Source organism: Pseudomonas viridiflava, from assembly GCF_900184295.1.
In the GTDB taxonomy this organism is placed as follows: domain Bacteria; phylum Pseudomonadota; class Gammaproteobacteria; order Pseudomonadales; family Pseudomonadaceae; genus Aquipseudomonas; species Aquipseudomonas viridiflava.
The window spans coordinates 2,014,371-2,035,920 of sequence record NZ_LT855380.1; the positions used below are offsets into that span (position 1 = coordinate 2,014,371).

General features: G+C 60.2%; 17 protein-coding genes. 9 read left to right on the plus strand and 8 right to left on the minus strand.

Annotated features, from left to right (window positions below; translation table 11 throughout):
* Positions 1-64: 64 nt before the first annotated feature.
* Both CFBP1590_RS09560 and mfd read right to left on the minus strand, forming a co-directional pair.
* Positions 65-589, minus strand: coding sequence for a CsiV family protein (locus CFBP1590_RS09560; protein WP_057411090.1), 525 nt, complete (start codon positions 587-589; stop codon positions 65-67).
* Positions 590-600: 11 nt separating this feature from the next.
* Entirely contained in the window at positions 601-4,053 is a 3,453-nt protein-coding gene (gene mfd, locus CFBP1590_RS09565) for a transcription-repair coupling factor (protein ID WP_029242969.1), read from the minus strand.
* Between the two features lie 189 nt (positions 4,054-4,242).
* Here mfd and CFBP1590_RS09570 point away from each other — a divergent pair, with 189 nt between their 5' ends.
* The 3 genes from CFBP1590_RS09570 to CFBP1590_RS09580 all read left to right on the plus strand — a co-directional run bounded on the left by CFBP1590_RS09570 (position 4,243) and on the right by CFBP1590_RS09580 (position 8,434).
* Positions 4,243-5,706: a glyceraldehyde-3-phosphate dehydrogenase gene (locus tag CFBP1590_RS09570; protein WP_088234913.1), complete on the plus strand. Its 1,464-nt coding sequence runs from the start codon at positions 4,243-4,245 to the stop codon at positions 5,704-5,706.
* Positions 5,707-5,878: 172 nt separating this feature from the next.
* Complete coding sequence (locus CFBP1590_RS09575; protein ID WP_088234914.1) at positions 5,879-7,144, plus strand: MFS transporter; 1,266 nt, start codon at positions 5,879-5,881, stop codon at positions 7,142-7,144.
* Between the two features lie 129 nt (positions 7,145-7,273).
* Positions 7,274-8,434 (plus strand): sensor histidine kinase, encoded by a 1,161-nt coding sequence (locus tag CFBP1590_RS09580; protein WP_088234915.1) that lies wholly within the window; start codon positions 7,274-7,276, stop codon positions 8,432-8,434.
* Between the two features lie 455 nt (positions 8,435-8,889).
* On the opposite strand, the gene CFBP1590_RS09590 is transcribed toward CFBP1590_RS09580, so the two are convergent.
* On the minus strand, positions 8,890-10,182 hold the full coding sequence (locus tag CFBP1590_RS09590; RefSeq protein ID WP_029242973.1) for an MFS transporter: 1,293 nt from the start codon (positions 10,180-10,182) through the stop codon (positions 8,890-8,892).
* 514 nt (positions 10,183-10,696) lie between these two features.
* Between CFBP1590_RS09590 and CFBP1590_RS09595 the strand changes: the two genes are divergently transcribed.
* Both CFBP1590_RS09595 and sthA read left to right on the plus strand, forming a co-directional pair.
* Positions 10,697-11,683: an FAD:protein FMN transferase gene (locus tag CFBP1590_RS09595; RefSeq protein ID WP_058431245.1), complete on the plus strand. Its 987-nt coding sequence runs from the start codon at positions 10,697-10,699 to the stop codon at positions 11,681-11,683.
* 135 nt (positions 11,684-11,818) lie between these two features.
* Positions 11,819-13,213 carry a Si-specific NAD(P)(+) transhydrogenase gene (gene sthA, locus CFBP1590_RS09600; protein WP_025995295.1) on the plus strand — a complete coding sequence of 465 codons (1,395 nt, stop codon included), beginning with the start codon at positions 11,819-11,821 and terminating at the stop codon, positions 13,211-13,213.
* A 42-nt stretch (positions 13,214-13,255) separates the two neighbouring features.
* On the opposite strand, the gene CFBP1590_RS09605 is transcribed toward sthA, so the two are convergent.
* Positions 13,256-13,978: a glycerophosphodiester phosphodiesterase gene (locus CFBP1590_RS09605; RefSeq protein WP_004881009.1), complete on the minus strand. Its 723-nt coding sequence runs from the start codon at positions 13,976-13,978 to the stop codon at positions 13,256-13,258.
* 55 nt (positions 13,979-14,033) lie between these two features.
* Entirely contained in the window at positions 14,034-14,621 is a 588-nt protein-coding gene (locus CFBP1590_RS09610; protein WP_043306660.1) for a PilZ domain-containing protein, read from the minus strand.
* Positions 14,622-14,723: 102 nt separating this feature from the next.
* Here CFBP1590_RS09610 and CFBP1590_RS09615 point away from each other — a divergent pair, with 102 nt between their 5' ends.
* The 3 genes from CFBP1590_RS09615 to CFBP1590_RS09625 all read left to right on the plus strand — a co-directional run bounded on the left by CFBP1590_RS09615 (position 14,724) and on the right by CFBP1590_RS09625 (position 17,972).
* Positions 14,724-15,974, plus strand: a complete 1,251-nt coding sequence (locus tag CFBP1590_RS09615) for a lipoprotein-releasing ABC transporter permease subunit (RefSeq protein WP_043306661.1) — start codon at positions 14,724-14,726, stop codon at positions 15,972-15,974.
* 7 nt (positions 15,975-15,981) lie between these two features.
* The gene (gene lolD, locus CFBP1590_RS09620) at positions 15,982-16,665 is read left to right on the plus strand and encodes a lipoprotein-releasing ABC transporter ATP-binding protein LolD (protein ID WP_179302754.1); all 684 of its coding nucleotides are present in this window, start codon (positions 15,982-15,984) and stop codon (positions 16,663-16,665) included.
* Positions 16,666-16,727: 62 nt separating this feature from the next.
* Positions 16,728-17,972: a lipoprotein-releasing ABC transporter permease subunit gene (locus tag CFBP1590_RS09625; protein WP_088234917.1), complete on the plus strand. Its 1,245-nt coding sequence runs from the start codon at positions 16,728-16,730 to the stop codon at positions 17,970-17,972.
* 52 nt (positions 17,973-18,024) lie between these two features.
* Here the strand turns inward: CFBP1590_RS09625 and CFBP1590_RS09630 are convergent, their stop codons facing one another.
* Both CFBP1590_RS09630 and CFBP1590_RS09635 read right to left on the minus strand, forming a co-directional pair.
* Positions 18,025-19,386, minus strand: coding sequence for a heavy metal sensor histidine kinase (locus CFBP1590_RS09630; protein WP_088234918.1), 1,362 nt, complete (start codon positions 19,384-19,386; stop codon positions 18,025-18,027).
* The gene (locus CFBP1590_RS09635) at positions 19,383-20,063 is read right to left on the minus strand and encodes a heavy metal response regulator transcription factor (RefSeq protein ID WP_043306664.1); all 681 of its coding nucleotides are present in this window, start codon (positions 20,061-20,063) and stop codon (positions 19,383-19,385) included. The genes CFBP1590_RS09630 and CFBP1590_RS09635 overlap by 4 nt, the downstream gene beginning before the upstream one ends.
* A gap of 175 nt (positions 20,064-20,238) precedes the next feature.
* Here CFBP1590_RS09635 and queF point away from each other — a divergent pair, with 175 nt between their 5' ends.
* Entirely contained in the window at positions 20,239-21,069 is an 831-nt protein-coding gene (gene queF / locus CFBP1590_RS09640) for an NADPH-dependent 7-cyano-7-deazaguanine reductase QueF (RefSeq protein ID WP_058431247.1), read from the plus strand.
* Between the two features lie 138 nt (positions 21,070-21,207).
* Here queF and CFBP1590_RS09645 read toward each other — a convergent pair whose 3' ends face one another.
* Positions 21,208-21,474, minus strand: a complete 267-nt coding sequence (locus CFBP1590_RS09645; protein WP_004881030.1) for a DUF4404 family protein — start codon at positions 21,472-21,474, stop codon at positions 21,208-21,210.
* Positions 21,475-21,550: the final 76 nt, after the last annotated feature.

Below are 21,550 nucleotides of genomic sequence, written 5' to 3' on the forward strand. Positions count from 1 at the left end.
CCCTACGCCGCAGCGATGCTCAAAAAGAAAGGGAGCACGCCTGTGCTCCTTGAATACGTAACGATCACAGTGGAGAGACTTTGATCAGCAGCGCCAGATTGCCGTTATCCAGGTAATTCAGCCCGCCATTCTTGACCCTGGCGGTCTGCTTCAGGCGCTCGCTGTTGAGGACCACGCCATGCGGGTCCAGCTGGTTGACCCAGAACTGCGCATCGATGTCGGTGAAACGATCCATTGCCAGGCTCACCGTGCCCTCGATGGGGAAGTGGCCGAGCTGTTCTTTGCCGGTGGCAACGGCAATTTTAACGGGCTCGGTGCCAATCGTCTGCTGCCAGGCGCGCTGCATCAGCACCTCGTAGTTGCCACTGCCCTGCAATTTGGCGACCAGATCGTTGAGCGCCGGACTGCGCTCATCGGCTGCGGCGATTTTCTGCGCGCCGGCGTCCCAGTCTTCGGGCGCGAGCTGACGCGTGGCCGCCGGTTCTCCGCTCTGGCGGAACAGGATCAGCTCCACCTGATAGGTGCCCTCGGCAAAGGCTCCCGGCGCGACGAGCACCAGCAGCAGGGACAATGAGCGAAACAGACGCATGGATGAATCCTTCAAGCAGTTGTCGGGGTCAGGCGCTCAAGCAGCGCTTCGATCGTGTTGAAACGCTCATCTGCGCGCTCCATCGGCACCATGAATTTGAACAGCGTGGCGCCTTCGAACTTGTAACGGTTGGGCTGGCTCTGGATCAGCTTGATCAGAGTCAGCGGGTCGACCGGCGTTTCGGCGGCAAACTCAATGCGCCCGCCTTGCGGCCCGGCGTCGATCTTGCGAATGCCCAGTTGCTCGGCGCGCAGTTTGAGTTGCGTGATCCGCACCAGCGCCTTGGTCGGCTCCGGCAACAGGCCGAAGCGGTCGATCATCTCGACCTGCAGGTCCTTCAAACCATCCTCGTCGGCGGCATTGGCAATGCGCTTGTAGAGAATCAGGCGGGTATGCACATCGGGCAGGTAGGCCTCGGGAATCAGCGCAGGCACGCGCAGGTTGATTTCCGGTCCTCCGCCCAGCGGCTGGTCGAGGTTGGGCTGTTCGCCCTTGCGAATCGACTTCACCGCACGTTCGAGCATTTCCATGTACAGGGTGAAACCCACGGCCTGGATCTGGCCGCTCTGGCCATCGCCCAGCAGTTCGCCCGCGCCACGGATTTCCAGGTCGTTGGTGGCAAGCACGAAGCCTGCGCCCAGGTCCTGGGTGTTGGCGATGGCTTCCAGACGTTTCTCGGCATCGCGGGTGACCTGCTTGCGTGGTGGTGTCAGCAGATAGGCATAGGCCTGGTGGTGACTGCGTCCGACACGGCCGCGCAACTGGTGCAGTTGCGCCAGGCCGAACTTGTCGGCGCGCTCGATGATGATGGTGTTGGCGCTCGGCACGTCGATGCCGGTCTCGATGATGGTCGAGGCGATCAGCACGTTGAAGCGCTTGTGGTAGAAGTCGCTCATCACCTGTTCGAGTTCACGCTCGCGCATCTGGCCGTGGCCAATGCCGATACGCGCTTCCGGCACCAGTTCGGCGAGGTCGGCGGCGCATTTCTCGATGGTCTTGACGTCGTTGTGCAGGTAGTAGACCTGGCCGCCGCGCAGCAGCTCGCGCAACAGTGCTTCCTTGATCGTGGGATTGTTCTGCTCCATGACGAAGGTGCGCACCGACAGCCTGCGCGCTGGCGGCGTGGCAATGATCGACAGGTCGCGCATGCCCGACACGGCCATGTTCAGCGTGCGCGGAATAGGCGTTGCAGTCAGGGTCAGAATGTCGACTTCGCTGCGCAGGGCCTTGAGCTGTTCTTTCTGACGGACACCGAATCGATGCTCTTCGTCGATGATGACCAGCCCCAGATTCTTGATCTTCACGTCGTCCTGCAGCAGCTTGTGCGTGCCGATGACGATGTCGATCTTGCCTTCGGCCAGATCGGCGACGGCGGCGCTGACTTCCTTGGCCGACTTGAAGCGGCTCATGACTTCGACAGTCACTGGCCAGTCGGCGAAACGGTCGCGGAAACTGTTGTAGTGCTGTTGGGCGAGCAGGGTGGTCGGCACCAGAATCGCAACCTGACGCCCGCCGTGAACGGCGATGAATGCGGCGCGCATGGCGACTTCGGTCTTGCCGAAGCCCACGTCGCCGCAGACCAGACGATCCATGGGTTTGGGCGCGAGCATGTCGGCGCGCACGGCTTCGATCGTGGTCTGCTGATCCGGCGTCTCTTCGAACGGGAAGCCTGCGCTGAAGGTCGCGTAATCGGCTTTCGGATCGGCGAACGCGTAGCCTTCGCGGGCGGCGCGGCGGGCATAGATGTCGAGCAGCTCGGCGGCCACATCGCGCACTTGCTCGGCGGCCTTGCGCTTGGCTTTCTGCCAGGTTTCCGAACCCAGACGGTGCAGCGGTGCCATTTCGTCGTCGCTGCCGGTGTAGCGTGCAATCAGGTGCAGGTTGGCGACCGGGACGTACAGCTTGGCGTCCTCGGCGTACGCCAGCATCAGGAACTCGGCGACCTGATTTTCGACTTCCAGCGTGGCCAGCCCCAGGTAGCGTCCGACACCGTGGTCGATGTGCACCACCGGCGCGCCTTCGCGCAGCTCGGTCAGGTTCTTGATGACTGCGTCGTTATTGCCGCCATCGGTGCGTTTTTCGCGACGACGGCGTTGCATCACGCGTTGGCCGAACAGCGGGCTCTCGGCAACCAGCGCAAGGGCCGGGTCTTCCAGCAGCAGGCCTTCGTCCAGCGGCGCGATGGTGATCGCCAGCCGGTCCTTGCCGTCCACGAAATCGAGCCAGCTGTCGACCGTCTTCGGCCGCAGCTTGAGGCGCTCCAGCAATTCCAGCAGCACTTCCCGGCGACCCGCCGATTCAGCGGTGAACAGCACACGACCGGGGAATTCATCGAGGAATTTCGACAGCGCGGCCAGCGGCTGGACTGCCTTGGCTTCAATGGCCAGATCCGGCAGGCTCTGCGCGGGGAAACGCGAGCGTTCGCCACCGGCTTCGATGTCCTGCTGGCTGGCAACGACGCGCGGCCAGTTTTTCAGGCGCGCGAAACAGTCTTCCACTGGCAGGAACAGTTCGGCGGGTGGTAGCAAGGGGCGCGACGGGTCTACACGCCGCTCTTCGTAGCGGTTGCGCACGTCTTTCCAGAAGTTTTCCGCCGCCTGTTCAATGCCCGGCAGCGAGAACACCTGAGTGTCCTGCGGCAGGTAGTCGAACAGGGTCGAGGTTTCCTCGAAGAACAGCGGGATGTAGTACTCGATACCGGCAGGCGTGATGCCGCTGCTCAAGTCCTGAAAAATCGGACTGCGCCGGAAATCGACATCGAAACGCTCGCGGAAGCGCGCCTTGAAGCGGGTGACTTCTTCTTTCTTCAGCGGGAATTCACGTGCGGGCAGCAGGCGTACCGATTCGACCTTCTCGATGGAACGCTGCGTGTCCGGGTCGAAGGTGCGCAGGGTTTCGATCTCGTCGTCGAACAGGTCGATGCGGTAAGGCACCTTGCTGCCCATCGGGAACAGATCGATCAGCGCGCCGCGTACCGTGAACTCGCCATGCTCGTAGACCGTGTCCACGTAGCGATAGCCGCTGGCTTCCAGACGGGTGCGCATGGCCTCGACATCGAGCTTCTGGCCGACGTCCAGTACCAGGCTGCTGCCCAGTAGGAATTTAGTCGGCGCCAGTCTGTGTAGGGCCGTGGTGATCGGTACTACGAGAACACCATGCTCCAGTTCCGGCAGGCGATACAGGCTGGCGATACGCTGGGAAATGATGTCCTGGTGCGGCGAGAACAGATCGTAGGGCAGGGTTTCCCAGTCCGGGAAGTGCAGAACCGGCAGCGTGGGCGCGAAGAACTTCAGTTCCTGTTCGAGCCGCTCGGCACTCTGGCTGTCGGCGGTCAGAAGCAGGGTGAAGCGCTTTGCAGCGCTGGCCGCCTCGGCGATTGCCAGGCTCAGTGCGGCACCGGGAAGATTGCCCCAGTGGTGTTTGCCTGCAGCGGCAGAAAGAAGCGGTAGACGCAGAACTGGCACGGAAGGTCAGGCTCCAGGCGTTGCGACAGGGGCGGCGATTGTAGCGGGGGAAGGTGGTGGCTGTCAGTTTTCCAGTCCATTACCGCGTATTTACGGGCCGAAATTATGTAGTGCGTAACGATCTGACAGTCGCGCATTGCTCATAAACACTGGCTTGGTCATAATGTAGCCCCTTTTTTCAGCCCCTACATGTGGAAGGTTCCCGTGACTCAGAAGCCCGACCAGTGTCTTGGTGAATGGATCGATCGTGAAGCCCTCGCCGAGGCGATGATCCCGCTTATCGGTCAGCTCTACCGCAATAACAATGTGGTGAGTTCGATCTATGGCCGCAGCCTGATCAACCGTTCAGTCATCGCGATTCTCAAAGCTCACCGCTTTGCGCGCCATCGTCAGTCCGATGCGAGCGAGTTGTCCGTACACGAGACTTTCCCGCTCATCAAGGCGATGAGCGAGCTTAAACTGGGCGCCGCTTCGGTGGACCTGGGCAAGCTGGCGGTCAAGTTCAAGACCGAAGGCAATGGCCGTACGCCTGAGCAGTTTGTGCGTGACGAACTGGCCAGCGTTGTAGGTCAGCAGAACACCAGCCCGCGCAAGGGTACTGATGTTGTGCTGTACGGTTTTGGTCGCATCGGCCGCCTGCTGGCGCGCATCCTGATCGAAAAAACCGGTGGTGGCGACGGCCTGCGCCTGCGCGCCATCGTGGTCCGCAAAGGCGCGGAAAACGATCTGGTCAAGCGTGCCAGCCTGCTGCGTCGCGATTCGGTGCACGGTCCGTTCGACGGCACCATCACCATCGACGAAGCCAACAGCACCATTACTGCCAACGGTAACCTGATCCAGGTGATCTACGCCAAGAACCCGACCGAGGTGGATTACACCCAGTACGGGATCAAGGACGCTCTGCTGGTGGACAACACCGGTGTATGGCGTGATGCCGACGGTCTGGGCCAGCACCTGTCCTGCCCGGGCATCGACCGCGTCGTACTGACTGCGCCGGGCAAAGGCAAGCTTAAGAACATCGTGCACGGCATCAACCACGGCGAAATCACTGCTGAAGACAAGATCGTTTCCGCAGCTTCCTGCACCACCAACGCCATCGTGCCGGTGCTCAAGGCCGTCAACGACAAGTTCGGCATCGTCAACGGTCACGTCGAAACGGTTCACTCGTACACCAACGACCAGAACCTGATCGACAACTTCCACAAGGGCGACCGTCGTGGTCGCAGCGCCGCGCTGAACATGGTCATCACCGAAACCGGTGCTGCCACGGCGGCCGCCAAGGCTCTGCCTGAGCTGGCCGGCAAGCTGACCGGCAACGCGATTCGCGTTCCGACGCCGAACGTGTCCATGGCCATTCTCAACCTGAACCTCGACAAGCAGACCACTCGCGAAGAAATGAACGAGTACCTGCGCTACATGGCGCTGCATTCGGACCTGCACAAGCAGATCGACTTCGTGAACTCGCAGGAAGTGGTGTCCACTGACTTCGTGGGCTCGCGTCACGCCGGTGTCGTGGATGCCGAAGCGACCATCGTCAACGATAACCGCGTTGTCCTGTACGTCTGGTACGACAACGAATTCGGTTACAGCCATCAGGTGGTTCGCGTGATGGAAGACATGGCCGACGTCAATCCGCCAGCCTTCCCGCAGTAAGCATGCGCGGCCCGGTCAGTCCGGGTAGTGTGTGACGAAAGGGCCGGATCCTGTGCAAACAGGGTCCGGCCTTTTTTTGCGTGTTGGTTGCGACGACAGATCATGGGAAGATCGACGCCCGCGGCGCTGGGCTGACAGCCGCGCAGACAATGGCTCATGGAAGGGGGTTCGGATGAACGATGGTTCGGTCATGGACGGCTCGCAAAAACAACTCAAAACCAGTTTCTTCTTTCTGTTCCTGACGATCTTCATTCCTTTCGGTCTGGGGCATTTCGTTTCCTACCTGTTCCGTACCGTCAATGCCGTGATCTATGTGGATCTGCAGGCCGACCTGAGCCTGCCTGCCAGCAGCCTCGGGTTGCTGACCGGCGTGTACTTCCTGACCTTTGCCGCTGCGCAGATTCCACTGGGCGTGATGCTGGATCGTTATGGACCACGCAGTGTGCAGGCGCCGATGCTGCTGTTTTCAGTGCTGGGTTCGATCATCTTCAGCCTGTCCAGCACCGAGACCGGCCTGCTGATCGGGCGTGGATTGATCGGCCTGGGCGTAGCGGGCTCGTTGATGAGCGCCATCAAGGCCTGCGCCATCTGGCTGCCGGTCGAACGCCTGCCGTTGAGTACCGCCTGCCTGCTGTCGATTGGCGGCCTCGGTGCGATGGCATCCACCACGCCACTGCATTTGCTGCTCGACTGGTTCACCTGGCGTGAGGCGTTTCTGATCCTGGCGCTGCTCACATTCTGCGTTGCGGGAATCATTCATTTCAGCGTGCCCAGAACCTACGAAGCCCGGCCTGCGAGATTTGCCGACATGTTTGCCGCCGTCGGCAGGCTGTACGCCTCGTGGACGTTCTGGCGACTGGCGCTGTATTCGGTGTTCGCTCATGCCATCTACATGTCGGTGCTGTCGTTGTGGATGGGGCCGTGGCTGCATGACGTGGCCGGCCTGAGCGAATCTGCCATGGCCCGCGTGCTGCTGTTCGGAGCGGTGGCGATGGTCGCAGGCTCCCTGGCGTTCGGCACCATCACGGATTATCTGCGCCGCTTCGGCGTGCAGCCGATCATGGTCTGCGGCGCTGGCATGGCGATCTTCATTGGTGTTCAGGCGCTCATGATCAGCGGTTTGCCGGTGTCGCCTTATCTGATTGCCATGGGCTTCAGCTTCTTTGGCACCTCGACCACCATGAACTACGCCATCGTGGCGCAATCGGTTCCGCCGGAATTGGCCGGAAGGGTGAGCTCTTCCTTCAACCTAGTGGTGTTCGTGCTGGCGTTCGTTCTGCAGTGGCTGGCGGGGGCGGTACTGAACCTGTGGCCGACCCTTGACGGCGTTGCACATCCGGTCGAGGCCTATCAGTGGTCGCTGGGACTGATGATTGTGCTGCAGGTGCCGGGGCTGTTGTTGTGGATGAGTTTCAGGCCGTGGCAGCTCAAAGGGTGAGGTGATAAGCGATATAAATCGCCGGTGCGCGCCTAATACCTGTAGCTTCGCGTCCAGTTGCGTTGAATCGCAACCTGCATCGCACACTGTTTTGCGGAGCAATCTTCCCCAGGTAATGGAGTACACAGCATGCGGTTGGCTGATTTCATCGTTCAGAATATCGAGCCCATCCTGCAGCAATGGGAAGACTTCGCGAAAACCATGACCCCGGCAGCAGAGGGTATGGACACGGCGGCCTTGCGGGACCACGCCGAGCAAATGTTGCTCACGATAGCCGCCGATCTGCGCACCACGCAGACCCACGCGGCGAGAATCTCGAAGTCTCATGGTGAGGCGCCGGACTCGCTCAACCGCACCGCCGCCGAAACTCACGCCGATACCCGGCAGGTCTCGGGCTTCACGATCGGTCAGATGATTGCCGAGTACCGGGCTTTGCGTACGAGCGTGCTCATACTCTGGATGCCGCCCAAAGACGTGGCTAAAGATCAGGAAATTTCGGACATTGTCCGGTTCAACGAGGCGATTGATCAGGCGCTTGCCGAATCGGTAGTGACATACACGCAGGCGGTCGATGCCGCGCGAAACGTCTTTCTCGGAATTCTCGGGCATGACCTGAGAAGCCCGTTGGGCGCGATCTCGCTGAGCGCCGAGGTGCTGCTGGGAGCGGGTGATCTGCCTCCGAAAGCCATTAAAAACGTGTCGCGTATTTTCACCAGTGTGAAACGATCAGTCAGTATCGTCGGCGACCTGCTGGATTTCACTCGCACTCAGTTGGGCTCGGGTATTCCAGTGCGCAGGAGGGTGGACGATCTGGCGCAGGCCTGTGAAGCCATGGTCGAGGAGGCGCGCGCCTACCATCCTGACCGCAGTATCGTCCTGCTGTCCGAGCCCCGCCTTGCGGCAAGTTTCGACCGTTCCCGGATGGAACAGGTCATTTCCAACCTGATCGGCAACGCGATCAAGCATGGCGACGCCGGCAGGGCCGTTACCGTGACATTGACCGACGAACAGGGCGTTGCCTGCCTGTCCGTCCACAATGAGGGCGCTCCGATTGACGAAGGTGCCAGGGCCGGTCTTTTCAGCCCGATGGTTCGGCATCTTGCTGAAGGCGGCGTCGAATACGGTGCTGGTGCGGGGTTGGGGCTCGGGCTTTATATCGCATCCGCCATTGTCAGTGCCCACGAGGGCAGTATCGATGTGGAGTCCGTTGCCGGTATGGGAACTACGTTCAAGGTCAGAATTCCGTTATCACCGATTCTGTCCTCGGTATCGCTTCCCGCCATGCAGTGATAAAAAAGGCCGTCGGTCAGATATACAGAAACTTGCGAGCATGTGTTCACTCACAGTCTTAAGACTGGGTTATTGGAGGGATGGGACGATGATTGACGATCTCATCAAGTGGAACAGCCGCTGGCGGCTTAACAGGCGTGTGGTTTCCTGCAGAGTCTGTCTGGCGGGGCAGGAGGAGGCTGATCGCGGAGCCGTGTTCCTGCATTCCAAAGGCTGCTCGTGCGAGTACGAGAAATCAGATCCCTGGGCTGATTTGGACAAGGCGTGCGGGCAGGCAGCGGACTGGAATCCGCAGGTTGCCACCGGTGCCCCGTCTTATCATGCGAGGTATGGGGCGCGCTGAAGAGCCGACGCTTGATCTGTCCCGGAGCGAATAAATGCAAGGTACAGATGTAGAAAACCCCGGTCTGAACGATGTCAGACCGGGGTTTTTTATTGCGCGCGGTGACCCGTAATCAGGCGGTCGCTGCAGCGCCAGGTGCTTCGAGCTTCTGGCCGCCCTTGCGGAACAGGACCAGCGTTGCGACCAGGCCCAGCACGGCAGCGCCGGTGAGCCAGATGCCCGGTGCAGCCTTGTTGCCCAGCGCATGAATCAGGTACGTACAGGCTGCCGGGGTGAAGCCACCGAAGGTCGCGGTTGCCAGGCTGTAGGCCAGCGAGAAGCCGGTGGTGCGGACTTCGACCGGCATGATCTCGGTGAGGGCAACGACCATCGCACCGTTATAGGAGCCGTACAGGAACGAAAACCACAGCTCGACCATCAGCAGGTGGCTGAAGCTTGGGTGATCTACCAGCCACGACAGGGCAGGGTAGGCGGTGGCAATGGCCAGCACCGTGGCAGCTATCAGCAGTGGCTTGCGTCCGATGCGGTCCGAGAACGAACCCATGATCGGCAGCCAGATGAAGTTCGACACACCCACACACACGGTAACCAGCAGGCTTTCAAGGTCTGTCAGGTTCAACTCGTTCTTGCCGAATGTCGGCGTGTAGGCCGTGATCAGGTAGAACGACACAGTGGTCATGACTACCAGCGCCATGCCGCCCAGTACCAGGCCGAAGTTCTGGCTGATCGAGCGAACCACTTCACGCAGGGTTGGACGATGCGTACGTGCTTCGAACTCGGGAGACTCTTCCAGCGAGCGGCGAATGATGAAGATGGCCGGTACGATCATGCAGCCAACCAGGAACGGTACACGCCAGCCCCAGTCAGTCATCTGCTCGGCGCTGAGCCAGTGGTTCAAGCCAACACCCAAGAGGCCCGCGAATACCACTGCGGCCTGTTGGCTGGCGGACTGCCAGCTGACGAAGAAGCCCTTGCGACCCGGTGTCGAAATTTCAGCCAGATAGACCGAAACACCACCCAGTTCCACACCTGCCGAAAAGCCCTGCAACAGGCGCCCCAGCAGTACCAGCAACGGTGCAGCAACACCCAGCGTTGCATAGCCCGGTACACAGGCAATCAGCAGTGTGCCCATGGCCATCATGGCAAGGGTCACGATCAATCCTTTCCGGCGGCCATGACGGTCGATGTAGGCACCCAGAAAAATTGCGCCCAGCGGACGCATCAGGAAGCCTGCGCCGAATGTCGCCAGCGACAGCATCAGGGACGCGAAAGCGCTGTCGGAGGGAAAAAAGGCTTTGGCAATGGCCGTGGCGTAAAAGCCGTAGACCATAAAGTCGAACATTTCGAGGAAGTTACCGCTGACAACGCGAAAGATCGCCTTGCCCTTACTGGTTGTGGAGGCCATTTAGTTACTCGCTCAGGCTCATCGGCTTGTAGGCCGTTGTCGTTTTTATCCCGCATGCGTCACAACGGCGATGTATCCCGCTCATCATGCACATTTGTAACAGTATGTGTTACGTAGCTCAAAGACAACCGTTTCGGGAATTAACGGTTAATTGGCAGGGACTTGACAGCGCTGAGAGCATGCAGAACTACGCGTATTAATTGAATGGCTCGACTGTTTATACCGGACGAGTTATGAGCGACGTCACCGCTTGTCCGAAATTGCCGTGGCACTTGTCGGGCTTTACCGGACATTGGGTGGTAACGGCATTGAGGATGGAGGGCGTGATAGAAGTGAATGGCCGTTTCGGCCTTGCCCGACGCTGCCTGGCAAGGCACTCTTGCAGGCTTTTGGCCTCGTGGTGTTTCGTCGTGAATGCGAGTGCTTCAGAACGGGTATTCAAGACACTGACGTGCGGGAAGCTGATTTGCAGGGAATAGGTTCAAGAGGGCTGGGCAGGTTTGCGGTATGCCTGTTGCTGGTCATCTGCAGTGGCTGCGAGCAACAGCGGGCACTGGAGAGCTTTGGCGGGCCGACCATGGGCAATCACTATTCAGTGGTTTATGCGCATGACGTCACAACGCCTGATCGCGCCCATCTGCAGGCCGAAGTCGAGACCGTGCTGGCCGAAGTCGATCAGCAAATGTCGACCTGGCGGCTCGATTCGGACATAAGCCGCTTCAATCTCCTGCCTGCCAACAGCTGTCAGAACATGCCGCCTGCCGTGCTTGAACTGATCGACGTCGGCAGGCAGTTGTCGCAGGACAGCGGCGGGGCGTTCGACCTCACGGTCGAGCCGTTGATGGAGCTATGGGGTTTTGGTGCTCATGCGTCGAAGACACAGCAGGTACCCTCCGCACCGCAACTGACGCGCGCGCGCGGCCAGATCGGTTATCGCAACCTGCGCATCGACGGTCAGCGACTGTGCAAGGACGCCGCCGTGCAGGTGGACCTCAACAGCCTGGCGGCGGGCCATACCGTTGATCGTATTGCCCGTTTTCTGGACGCGGCCGGCGTGCACGATTATATGGTGCAGGCCATGGGTGAAATGCGCGTCAAGGGTCGAAAACCGGACGGTGCCCCTTGGCGGGTCAAGCTGGAAGCGCCTCGAGACGATCGAGAGACGGCGCAGAAAAGCTTTCAGCTGGACGACTATAGTGTCTCCACATCCGGTGATTACCGTGATCATTTCGAGCATGGTCGTCACGCGCGTTCGCGTACCTTCGATGCACTGACCGGTCTGCCGGTGAGTCATGCCCTTGCTTCGGTGACTGTGCTTCATCCCTCGGCCATGATGGCTGACGGGCTGTCGTCGCTGTTGTTGATTCTCGGGCCGGAGCGGGGATGGAATTACGCGCAAGAGCATCAAATTGCTGCTTTTTTTGTGATTCGTGCCGATAAGCGCTTTATCATTCACAGCAACGCGTCGTTCGACCGACTCGTGACGGAGCAGCCACTGTAAGTGCGGCACAGACAAAAGTGGCCTTCGACGCGACCAAGGGTTAATGTTCGCCGCCTCGGCGCAGCGCTAGACTGCGCCGCGTGATTTAGCCAGAGATGCCAGAGTGGCGCCTCGGACTGTTCTAAAGGAGTACGCATGGCTGTCTACAACTACGACGTAGTGGTACTGGGTTCCGGCCCAGCCGGAGAAGGCGCGGCAATGAACGCCGCGAAGGCGGGACGCAAGGTCGCCATGGTCGACAGCCGTCGGCAAGTGGGCGGCAACTGCACTCATTTGGGCACCATCCCGTCCAAGGCACTGCGTCACTCGGTCAAACAGATCATTCAGTTCAACACCAACCCCATGTTCCGGGCCATTGGCGAGCCGCGCTGGTTTTCGTTTCCGGATGTGTTGAAAAACGCGGAGATGGTCATCTCCAAGCAGGTGGCCTCGCGCACTGCCTACTACGCCCGCAACCGGGTCGATGTGTTCTTTGGGACAGGCAGTTTCGCCGACGAGAACAGCATCAACGTGGTCTGCGCCAATGGCGTCATGGAAAAACTGGTCGCCAACCAGATCATCATCGCCACCGGCTCGCGTCCTTACCGCCCGGCGGACATCGACTTCAGCCACAAACGTATCTACGACAGTGACACCATCCTCAGCCTGGGGCACACCCCGCGCAAGCTGATCATCTACGGTGCTGGCGTAATCGGCTGTGAATACGCGTCGATCTTCAGCGGGCTTGGAGTACTGGTCGAGCTGGTGGACAACCGGGACCAGTTGCTGAGCTTCCTCGATACCGAGATTTCGCAGGCGCTGAGTTATCACTTCAGCAATAACAACGTGATGGTTCGCCACAACGAAGAATACGAAAAGGTCGAAGGCCTGGATAACGGGGTGATTCTGCACCTCAAGTCCGGCAAGAAGATCAAGGCCGATGCCTTGCTGTGGTGTAACGGGCGTACCGGCAACACCGATAAGCTGGGGCTGGAAAATATCGGCCTCAAGGCCAATGGCCGTGGCCAGATCGAAGTCGATGAAACCTATCGCACCAGCGTTGCCAGTGTTTATGGTGCAGGCGATGTGATCGGCTGGCCGAGTCTGGCCAGTGCGGCGTACGACCAGGGGCGCTCGGCGGCGGGCAGTGTGGTTGACAATGGCAGCTGGCGTTATGTGAATGACGTGCCGACCGGCATCTACACCATTCCCGAGATCAGCTCGATCGGCAAGAACGAGCATGAGTTGACCCAGGCCAAGGTGCCATACGAAGTGGGCAAGGCGTTCTTCAAGGGCATGGCGCGTGCGCAGATCTCCGGCGAACGCGTGGGGATGCTGAAGATCCTGTTCCACCGCGAGACGCTTGAAGTGCTGGGCGTGCATTGCTTCGGCGACCAGGCATCGGAAATTGTGCACATCGGTCAGGCGATCATGAGTCAGCCGGGCGAAGCCAACTCGATCAAGTACTTCGTGAACACCACGTTCAACTACCCGACCATGGCCGAAGCCTATCGGGTAGCCGCTTACGATGGCCTCAACCGGCTTTTTTGAGCGACTCCGGCCGGTGGCCTGAGCCGGCCGGGGCGACCGATTTCAGCGATTCCCGAGCGTGGCGGTGGCCAAACCGGGAAAGTCTGTAATCAGGCTGTCCACGCCGAAGTCAGCGAGCCTGCGCATCAGCGCCGGTTCGTTGACCGTCCATACCGACACATGCAGCCCCTGACGCTGTGCCTTTTGCAGGCGCTCAGGGGTGCATAACGTCCAGTTCAACGCCAGAATTTCGCAACCATAGTTCTGCGCGACCTTCAGCGGGTCGAGCCAGGCGTATTCGGCTACCAGTCCCCGCGAGATGTCCGGCGTCAGCTCGACAGCGGCGCGCAGCACTTCACGGGAGCTTGAGGTGATGGTGACCTTGTCCAGCAATCCGTGCCGCTGAACCATTTCACGAATAGCCAGCACGGTATTTGCGGCACGGGTGCGTGAGGCACTTTTGACTTCCAGCTGCCAGTGCTCGAAGTCGCAGTGTTCGAACAACTCTTCCAGGCGCGGAATCGGGCAGGGGTTCACCCAGCCAGGTCCGCCCTTGCGTGCGTCGTAGGTCACCAGATCGGCTGCGTCGTGTTCGTGGACCTTGCCGCGCCGGTCGGTGGTGCGCTTGAGGGTCGGGTCATGGATGACCATCAGTTCCCCGTCGCGCGACAGGTGCAGGTCCAGTTCGCAGCGGCGAACGCCATGCTTGAGGCATTCCTGAAAGCTGGTCAGGGTGTTTTCCGGTGCTTCGCCCTTGGCGCCGCGGTGGCCGTAGATAAGGGTCACGTTTACTCCTGGCCTGAAAGGCGCCAACTACTGGTGTGATCGGATGAGGGGTGAATCATGAGCCTGAGGGCTGGCCTCGCTCCAGCGCCTGGCGACGTTGCTGCGCCTGGCGTTGCAGAACGTGACGGGCAATCAACTGGCGTTGCGCATCAGGCAACTGCACGAACTCGACCCAGGTGTCGAAACCGCCGTCAGCCAGCGGATCGCTCTGCGTCACCCTGGCGTGCAGCATCAGGCCGGCGGCCTGTGGCATCAGCACCATTTTGATCGAGAGTTCTTCGCCCACCGTATAGTTTTGCAACGAATTGAACTGCATGCCGCCTTCGGACAGTTTGACCGGCTGCGGTGTGCCGAGCTTGCCCAACGCGGTGTGGGCGACGACCTGACCGAGCAGGTCGATGCGCTTGTTCAGCGACTTGAGAAAGCTGTTGAGCACGCGGTCCCGCTCGTCGAGCTGGCGCAGCAGATGCTGGGATTCGAATTCGCTGACATGCAGCTCGCTCAGCAGGTCGAACAGCGCCGAGGTCTCCTTCATCGCCTCGTGGCTGGCGGCCTCGGCTGCGGACAGCGGGTTAATTTCCAGTGCGACGCTGGCATCGATACGGTAGTATTCGCGGCGTTCTGCTTCATCTAATGTCGACATGGCGAACCCATGGTAGCGGCGGTGGTCAGAGAGTCTCGAGTGTAAAGCTGCACGTCAAGGCCCGCCACACGGACGTCCTCATTCCTGCGAACAAAGTCCCTAATGTTCAGACCTCTTTTTGTATTCATCGGCACGCGCTACACACGTGCAAAACGACGTAACCATTTTGTTTCCTTCATTTCCCTGACTTCCATGATCGGCCTGGCGCTTGGCGTTGTGGTGATGATAGTCGTGTTATCGGTAATGAATGGCTTCGATCATGAAATGCGCACCCGCGTGTTGGGCATGGTGCCCCACGCGACCATCGAGTCCGGTGATCCGATCACGGACTGGAAGGCGCTCGCCGCCAGGGTTCAGGAGAACTCTGAGGTGCTCGCGGTTGCGCCATTCACCCAGATGCAGGGTCTGTTGACCCACGAAGGCAAGGTGCAGAAAGTGCTGCTCAACGGCATCGACCCGGCCCAGGAACGCAAGGTGTCGATCATCGACAACTTCATCCAGCAGGGTAAGCTCGACAGCCTCGAGCCCGGCAGCTTCGGCATCATGATTGGTGACAAGGCAGCGGCCAAGCTGGGTGTCGCGGTCGGTGACAAACTGACGTTCGTGGCGCCTGAAGTTTCACTGACACCTGCCGGTATGTTTCCGCGCATGAAGCGTTTCGAAGTGACCGGCATTTTCCACGTCGGCGCTGGCGAGATCGACGGCTATCTGGGCTTGACCAATCTTGATGATCTGGCGCGCCTGCATCGCTGGAAACCCAATCAGGTTCAGGGCTTGCGCCTCAAGTTCAAAGACCTGTTCGCTGCACCGCGCACCTCGTGGGAAATCGCTCAGAAGCTGGGCGAAAACAATTTCTATTCCCGTGACTGGACCCGCACCCACGGCAACCTGTATCAGGCGATCCGCATGGAAAAGGCCATGATCGGGCTGCTGTTGCTGCTGATCGTGGCTGTGGCGGCGTTCAACATCATTTCCACGCTGGTCATGGTGGTCAACGACAAGAAGGGCGATATCGCCATCCTGCGCACGCTGGGTTCCACGCCACGCCAAATCATGGCGATCTTCATGGTGCAAGGCACGGTGATCGGCGTCGTTGGCACCCTGATCGGCGCGGCGCTGGGGATTCTCGCTGCGCTCAATGTCAGCGCGGCGATATCGGCGCTTGAAGGGCTGATCGGCCACAAGTTTCTCAACGCCGACGTCTATTTCATCGATTACCTGCCTTCGCAACTGATGGCCCAGGACGTGTTCCAGGTCTGCGGTGCGGCGTTGGTCCTGAGTTTCCTCGCCACCCTGTATCCCGCCTGGCGTGCTGCGCGCACCCAGCCGGCGGAGGCGTTACGTTATGAGTGAGTCGGGCATGTCTGATAAAGCTGTATTGAGTTGCCGCAACCTGGGTAAATCCTACGAGGAAGGCCCGGAATCAGTGGTTGTATTGTCCGGCCTGCAACTGGAACTGCACCCCGGTGAGCGGGTGGCTATCGTCGGCAGCTCGGGCTCCGGCAAAAGTACCTTGCTCAATCTGCTGGGCGGCCTGGACACGCCATCGCAAGGCAGCGTCTGGCTGGCGGGCGAAGAGCTGTCGGCACTGGGCGAGAAGGCCCGTGGTCTGCTGCGCAACCGGGCACTGGGTTTCGTCTACCAGTTCCACCACCTGTTGCCCGAGTTCACGGCGCTGGAAAACGTCTGCATGCCGCTGTTGATCGGCCGCACGGCGATTCCCGAGGCTCGCAATCGCGCCACTGCGCTGTTGGAGCGCGTGGGGCTGGGACATCGTCTGGCGCACAAGCCGTCCGAGCTGTCCGGCGGCGAGCGTCAGCGCGTGGCGATTGCCCGTGCGCTGGTCAATCAGCCGGGTCTGGTGATGCTCGACGAGCCGACCGGCAACCTCGACCATCACACGGCCCAGGGCATTCAGGACCTGATGCGTGAACTGAGCACCTCGTCGCGCACCGCGTTTCTGGTCGTGACCCACGACATGAGCCTGGCCAGACAGATGGACCGCGTATTGCGTCTGGAAGACGGTCGCCTCGTCGAGGCTTGATTCACCCGGCCCGGCGCAAGTCATCGCGCCGGGTTCTACACTTTTTCTACGGTGCTCCGCGAATGTTCAGACCGTTACCCATCTTCATCGGCATGCGCTATACCCGCGCCAAGCGCCGCAAAAGCTTCATCTCGTTCATTTCGATGACCTCGATGATCGGTCTGGCACTGGGTGTGCTGGCAATGATCGTGGTGCTGTCGGTGATGAACGGCTTCCAGCGTGAAATGAGCTCGCGAATTCTTGGCATGGTGCCGCACGCAGTGATTGCTGGCACGACGCCGGTTGATGACTGGAAGCCGCTGGCCGCCGCTGCCCTCAAGAATCCCGAAGTGACGGCAGCCGTGCCGTTCACCGACATGGAAGGCATGCTGTCCTACAAGGGCTCGATGCAGCCGATCCAGATCAGTGGTGTTGATCCGGCACTCGAACACGAAGTGTCGATTGTCACGAAGCACATCACGCGTGGCAGCCTTGAAGATCTGAAGCCCGGCGAGTTTGGCGTCGTGCTGGGCGATCTCACGGCCCGTCGCTTTCGCCTGAGCGTCGGTGACAAGCTGACCCTGATCGTGCCCGAAGTCAGTAGCGCACCGGGCGGCATCACCCCGCGTCTGCAGCGTCTGACGGTCGTTGGCGTGTTCAAGGTCGGTGCCGAGCTTGACGGCTCCATGGCGCTGATCAACATCGCAGACGCCGCACAGATGCAGCGCTGGCAGCCGAATCAGGTGCAGGGCGTGCGTCTCGCGCTGAAAGACCTGTACATGGCGCCGCAAGTGTCGACCGCCATCGCCAGCGGCCTGGGCGACGGTTATCGCGCCGATGACTGGACACACACGCAGGGCAGCCTGTTCAGCGCCATGAAAATGGAAAAGACCATGATCGGCCTGTTGCTGCTGATGATCGTCGCGGTGGCCGCGTTCAACATCATCGCCACGCTGATCATGGTGGTGAACGACAAGGGCGCTGACATCGCCATCCTGCGCACCATCGGCGCGACACCGAAACAGATCATGGCGATCTTCATGGTGCAGGGCACGGTGATCGGTATTGTCGGCACGCTGATCGGTGGCGTGCTCGGCATCGTCGCGGCGCTGAATGTCAGCAGTCTGGTGGGCTGGATCGAGCGGGTCAGTGGTCAGCACATCTTCAGTTCCGACGTGTATTTCATCAGCAACCTGCCGTCCGAACTGCAGGGCGGTGACGTGTTGCTGATCTGCAGCGCCGGTTTCATTCTGAGCTTCCTGGCCACGGTCTATCCGGCCTGGCGCGCCGCGCAGATCGAGCCGGCGCACGCCCTGCGTTACGAGTGATCTTCACGTTGGGACTTCAAGCCGTTGCCGACCCGCAACGGCTTTTTTGTTCTCAGACAGGCAGTTCGATCAGGAAGCGGGTGACACCGTTGGCCGATTCGCAACGAATCGTGCCGCCATGGGCATGAATGATCGAGCGAGTAATCGCCAGACCCAGCCCGGCATGTTCACTGCTTTCCAGTCTGGCGGGGTCTTCGCGGTAAAAGCGGTCGAACAGGCGTGGCAAGGCATCAGCAGCGATATCGGTGCCGCTGTTTTCAACATTAAGAGCAACGCTTGACGGTGACGTCTTCAACTCGATCTTCACGTAGCCACCCGGGTGGGTAAAGCGCAAGGCGTTGTCCAGCAGATTGGACAGCACGCGGCGTAGCAGCGCAGCGTCACCGTGCACGGTGGTCTGTCCCTTTCGCGACAAACTCACCTGTGTGTCTTCGGCCAGTGGCGCGAAGAACTCCAGTACGGCATCCACCTCATTTTCCAGTTGCAGCGCTTCGCGTGCCGGATGCAAGAGGCCGTGCTCGGCCTTGGCCAGAAACAGCATGTCTTTGACCATTTGCGCCATGCCCTGCAACTCTTCGAGGTTGCCGGTCAGCGCTTCACGGTAGTCTTCGAGCGCACGCGGGCGGGTGAGGGTGACCTGGGTCTGGGTCAGCAGGTTGGACAGCGGCGTGCGCAGCTCATGAGCGATATCGGCAGAAAACGCCGACAGGCGCTGGAAGCTGTCGTCCAGACGGCCGAGCATGGCATTGAATGCGCGGGTCAGTTCCGCCAGCTCTGTAGGCATGTCCTGTTCGGGGAGGCGGGTGGTCAGCGAACTGGCCGACACGCTGGCCGCGACAGTGCTCATCCTGCGCAACGGCTTCAGCCCGCTGCGGGTGGCCCAGGCACCGAGCAGCGCGGTAGCGAGGGCAGACAGGCCGACGGTAAGCCAGATGAGGTGTTGCATTCGCTCCAGGAAGTGCTGGTGATGGGTGATGTCCAGCAATAGCGTGACCTTGGGTGAATGTTCTTTGTGCGGCAACAGTGATTCTGTAAGGCTGCGATAGGCCGTCTGGTCAGCGCTGATCGTCTGAAGGCCGTCATCGAGCGGCGCAGCGGTTGAGAGGTTATCGAACCAGATCTGGCCGTCAGGGCCTGTGATGCGCAACGTCAGGTCCGGCTGGTGTCCTGTACTGGACAGCGCCAGTTGCCGACGCTGGTCGAAATCCTGCGCTGTCCCGACACCTTGCAATGTGCTGCGCAGACTGGCGAGTCGGGCGTCGAGCAGTTGCCGGTCCAGTTCGACGAAATGCGCTTCGCTGGCATGGTTGAACAGGATGCCTGCGGTGAGCGAGACCGCAGCCGTGCAGACGCAAAACAGCAGTGCCAGGCGATTGCGTAATGAAAGCCGATCAAACCGGCGCCGTAGATTCACAGTGGACGCTCTTCGATGACATAGCCCATGCCGCGCACGGTATGAATCAGTTTGTCGGGGAAGTCGTCATCGATCTTGGCCCGCAGACGGCGGATGGCAACTTCGATGATGTTGGTGTCACTGTCGAAATTCATGCCCCAGACCTGCGCTGCCAGCAGAGATTTGGGCAGCACCTCCCCGTGACGACGCAGCAGCAACTCCAGCAAAGTGAACTCCTTGGCGGTCAGGACGATTCGCTGGCCGTTGCGTTCAACTTCGCGTCGCATCAGATCCAGACGCAGGTCGGCGATCTGCAGATGAGTCTCGACAGCGGCACTGCCACCGCGGCGCAGCAGGGTACGGACCCTGGCGAGCAATTCGGAGAAGGCGAAGGGTTTGACCAGATAATCGTCAGCGCCCAGTTCCAGGCCGTGAACACGGTCCTCGATGGCATCACGCGCGGTCAGGAACAGCACTGGGGTATCCAGCCCGGCAGCGCGTACCGATTCAAGGATTTCCCAGCCGTCACAATCCGGCAGCATCACATCAAGAATCAGCAGTGCATGGTCGCCACTCAAGGCCCGCTGCTGACCGGCGCTGCCGTCAGCTACCCACTCGGTGTCGAACCCGGCTTCGTTCAGGCCCTGGCGCAGAAACTGGCCGGTTCTGGATTGGTCTTCAACGATCAGTAATTTCATTGGGCGCGGTCATGTGCAGTGCAATGCAGGCTTTATAGCGCAGGCGGCGTTATCAGGGGTGAAGCTGACACGACTGTAATGATCCGGCTGCGCCGCGTCGAGCGAGAGATTGTCGCTGAAAGCCTGCCGCAAACCCTATAAACTCGCCGCGTTAATTCATGATCCAGGTATCGCCATGCATCCCGCAGCCGAACACTCGCCGCTGGGCAAGTCCAGTGAGTACATCGCCACCTATACGCCTTCCTTGCTGTTCCCGATTCCGCGCGCTGCGAAATGGGCCGAGCTGGGGCTTACAGCAGAGACGCTGCCGTATCGGGGTGTCGATTTCTGGAACTGCTATGAGCTGTCCTGGCTGCTGCCGTCGGGCAAGCCGGTGGTGGCGATTGCCGAGTTCAGCATTCCGGCCGACTCGCCGAATATCATCGAGTCCAAGTCGTTCAAGCTGTACCTCAACTCGCTCAACCAGACTGCGTTCGAGACGCGTGAGCAATTACAGGTCACGCTGGAGAAAGACCTTTCAGCGGCTGCCGGAAAACCGGTCGGCGTGCGCATCCGCAGTCTTGACGAGATCGAGCGTGAAGGGGTAGCGGCGTTGCCGGGCGTGTGCATCGATGATCTTGACATCAGCGTCAGCAGTTACGATCGGCCGCAACCTGAACTGCTGCGTTGTGATGAGTCGCGCATCGTCGAGGAAAGCGTGTACAGCCACCTGCTCAAGTCCAACTGTCCGGTCACCAGTCAGCCGGACTGGGGCAGCGTCGTGGTCGAATACCGCGGCGCGGCACTGGATCATGCGAGTCTGCTGGCCTACATCGTCAGCTTCCGCCAGCATTCGGACTTTCACGAGCAATGCGTGGAGCGGATCTTTCTTGATCTGCAACGACTGCTCAAGCCGGAAAAACTGACGGTGTATGCGCGTTACGTACGACGCGGCGGTCTGGACATCAACCCGTATCGCAGTACCGAAGTGCTTGACGTGGAGAACGGTAGGCTGGCGCGGCAGTAAGGCGTTCGGGCCGCTTACTGATCGTTCGCAACGCTGCCCAGGACGCTCCGCGTCCGCTCTTGAATGTGACGCAGAGCGTCACGTGACGCATGCCCATGCAGAGCGATGGGCACGATCAAAGCGGCCTCTCAGCGATCATCAAATCCCGATGTTGCCCAATGTCTGCAAGACATTGCGCAGGGTGCCGGCGATCGCTGGGTGTTCCAGTTCGAAGCGCTCGACCGCCAGGTTCACGCCATCGGCCAGGCTTGGGTCTTCGTGGGTGGCGTTTTCCAGTTCGATTCGGGTCTGGATCTGTGCCATCAGCTCGTGCAGATTGTCGCGTTCGGCCTCGGACAGCGGGGGATTCTGCTCCAGTTGCTCGCGCAGGGTATCGAGTTGTTCTTGCAGTTCGCGGGCAGGCATGACGTGCTCCTTCAATGATAAGTCTGTCCCATGGACTACGCCGCTGGGCTAAAGGTTCGTGACGCCTTAAGACTAA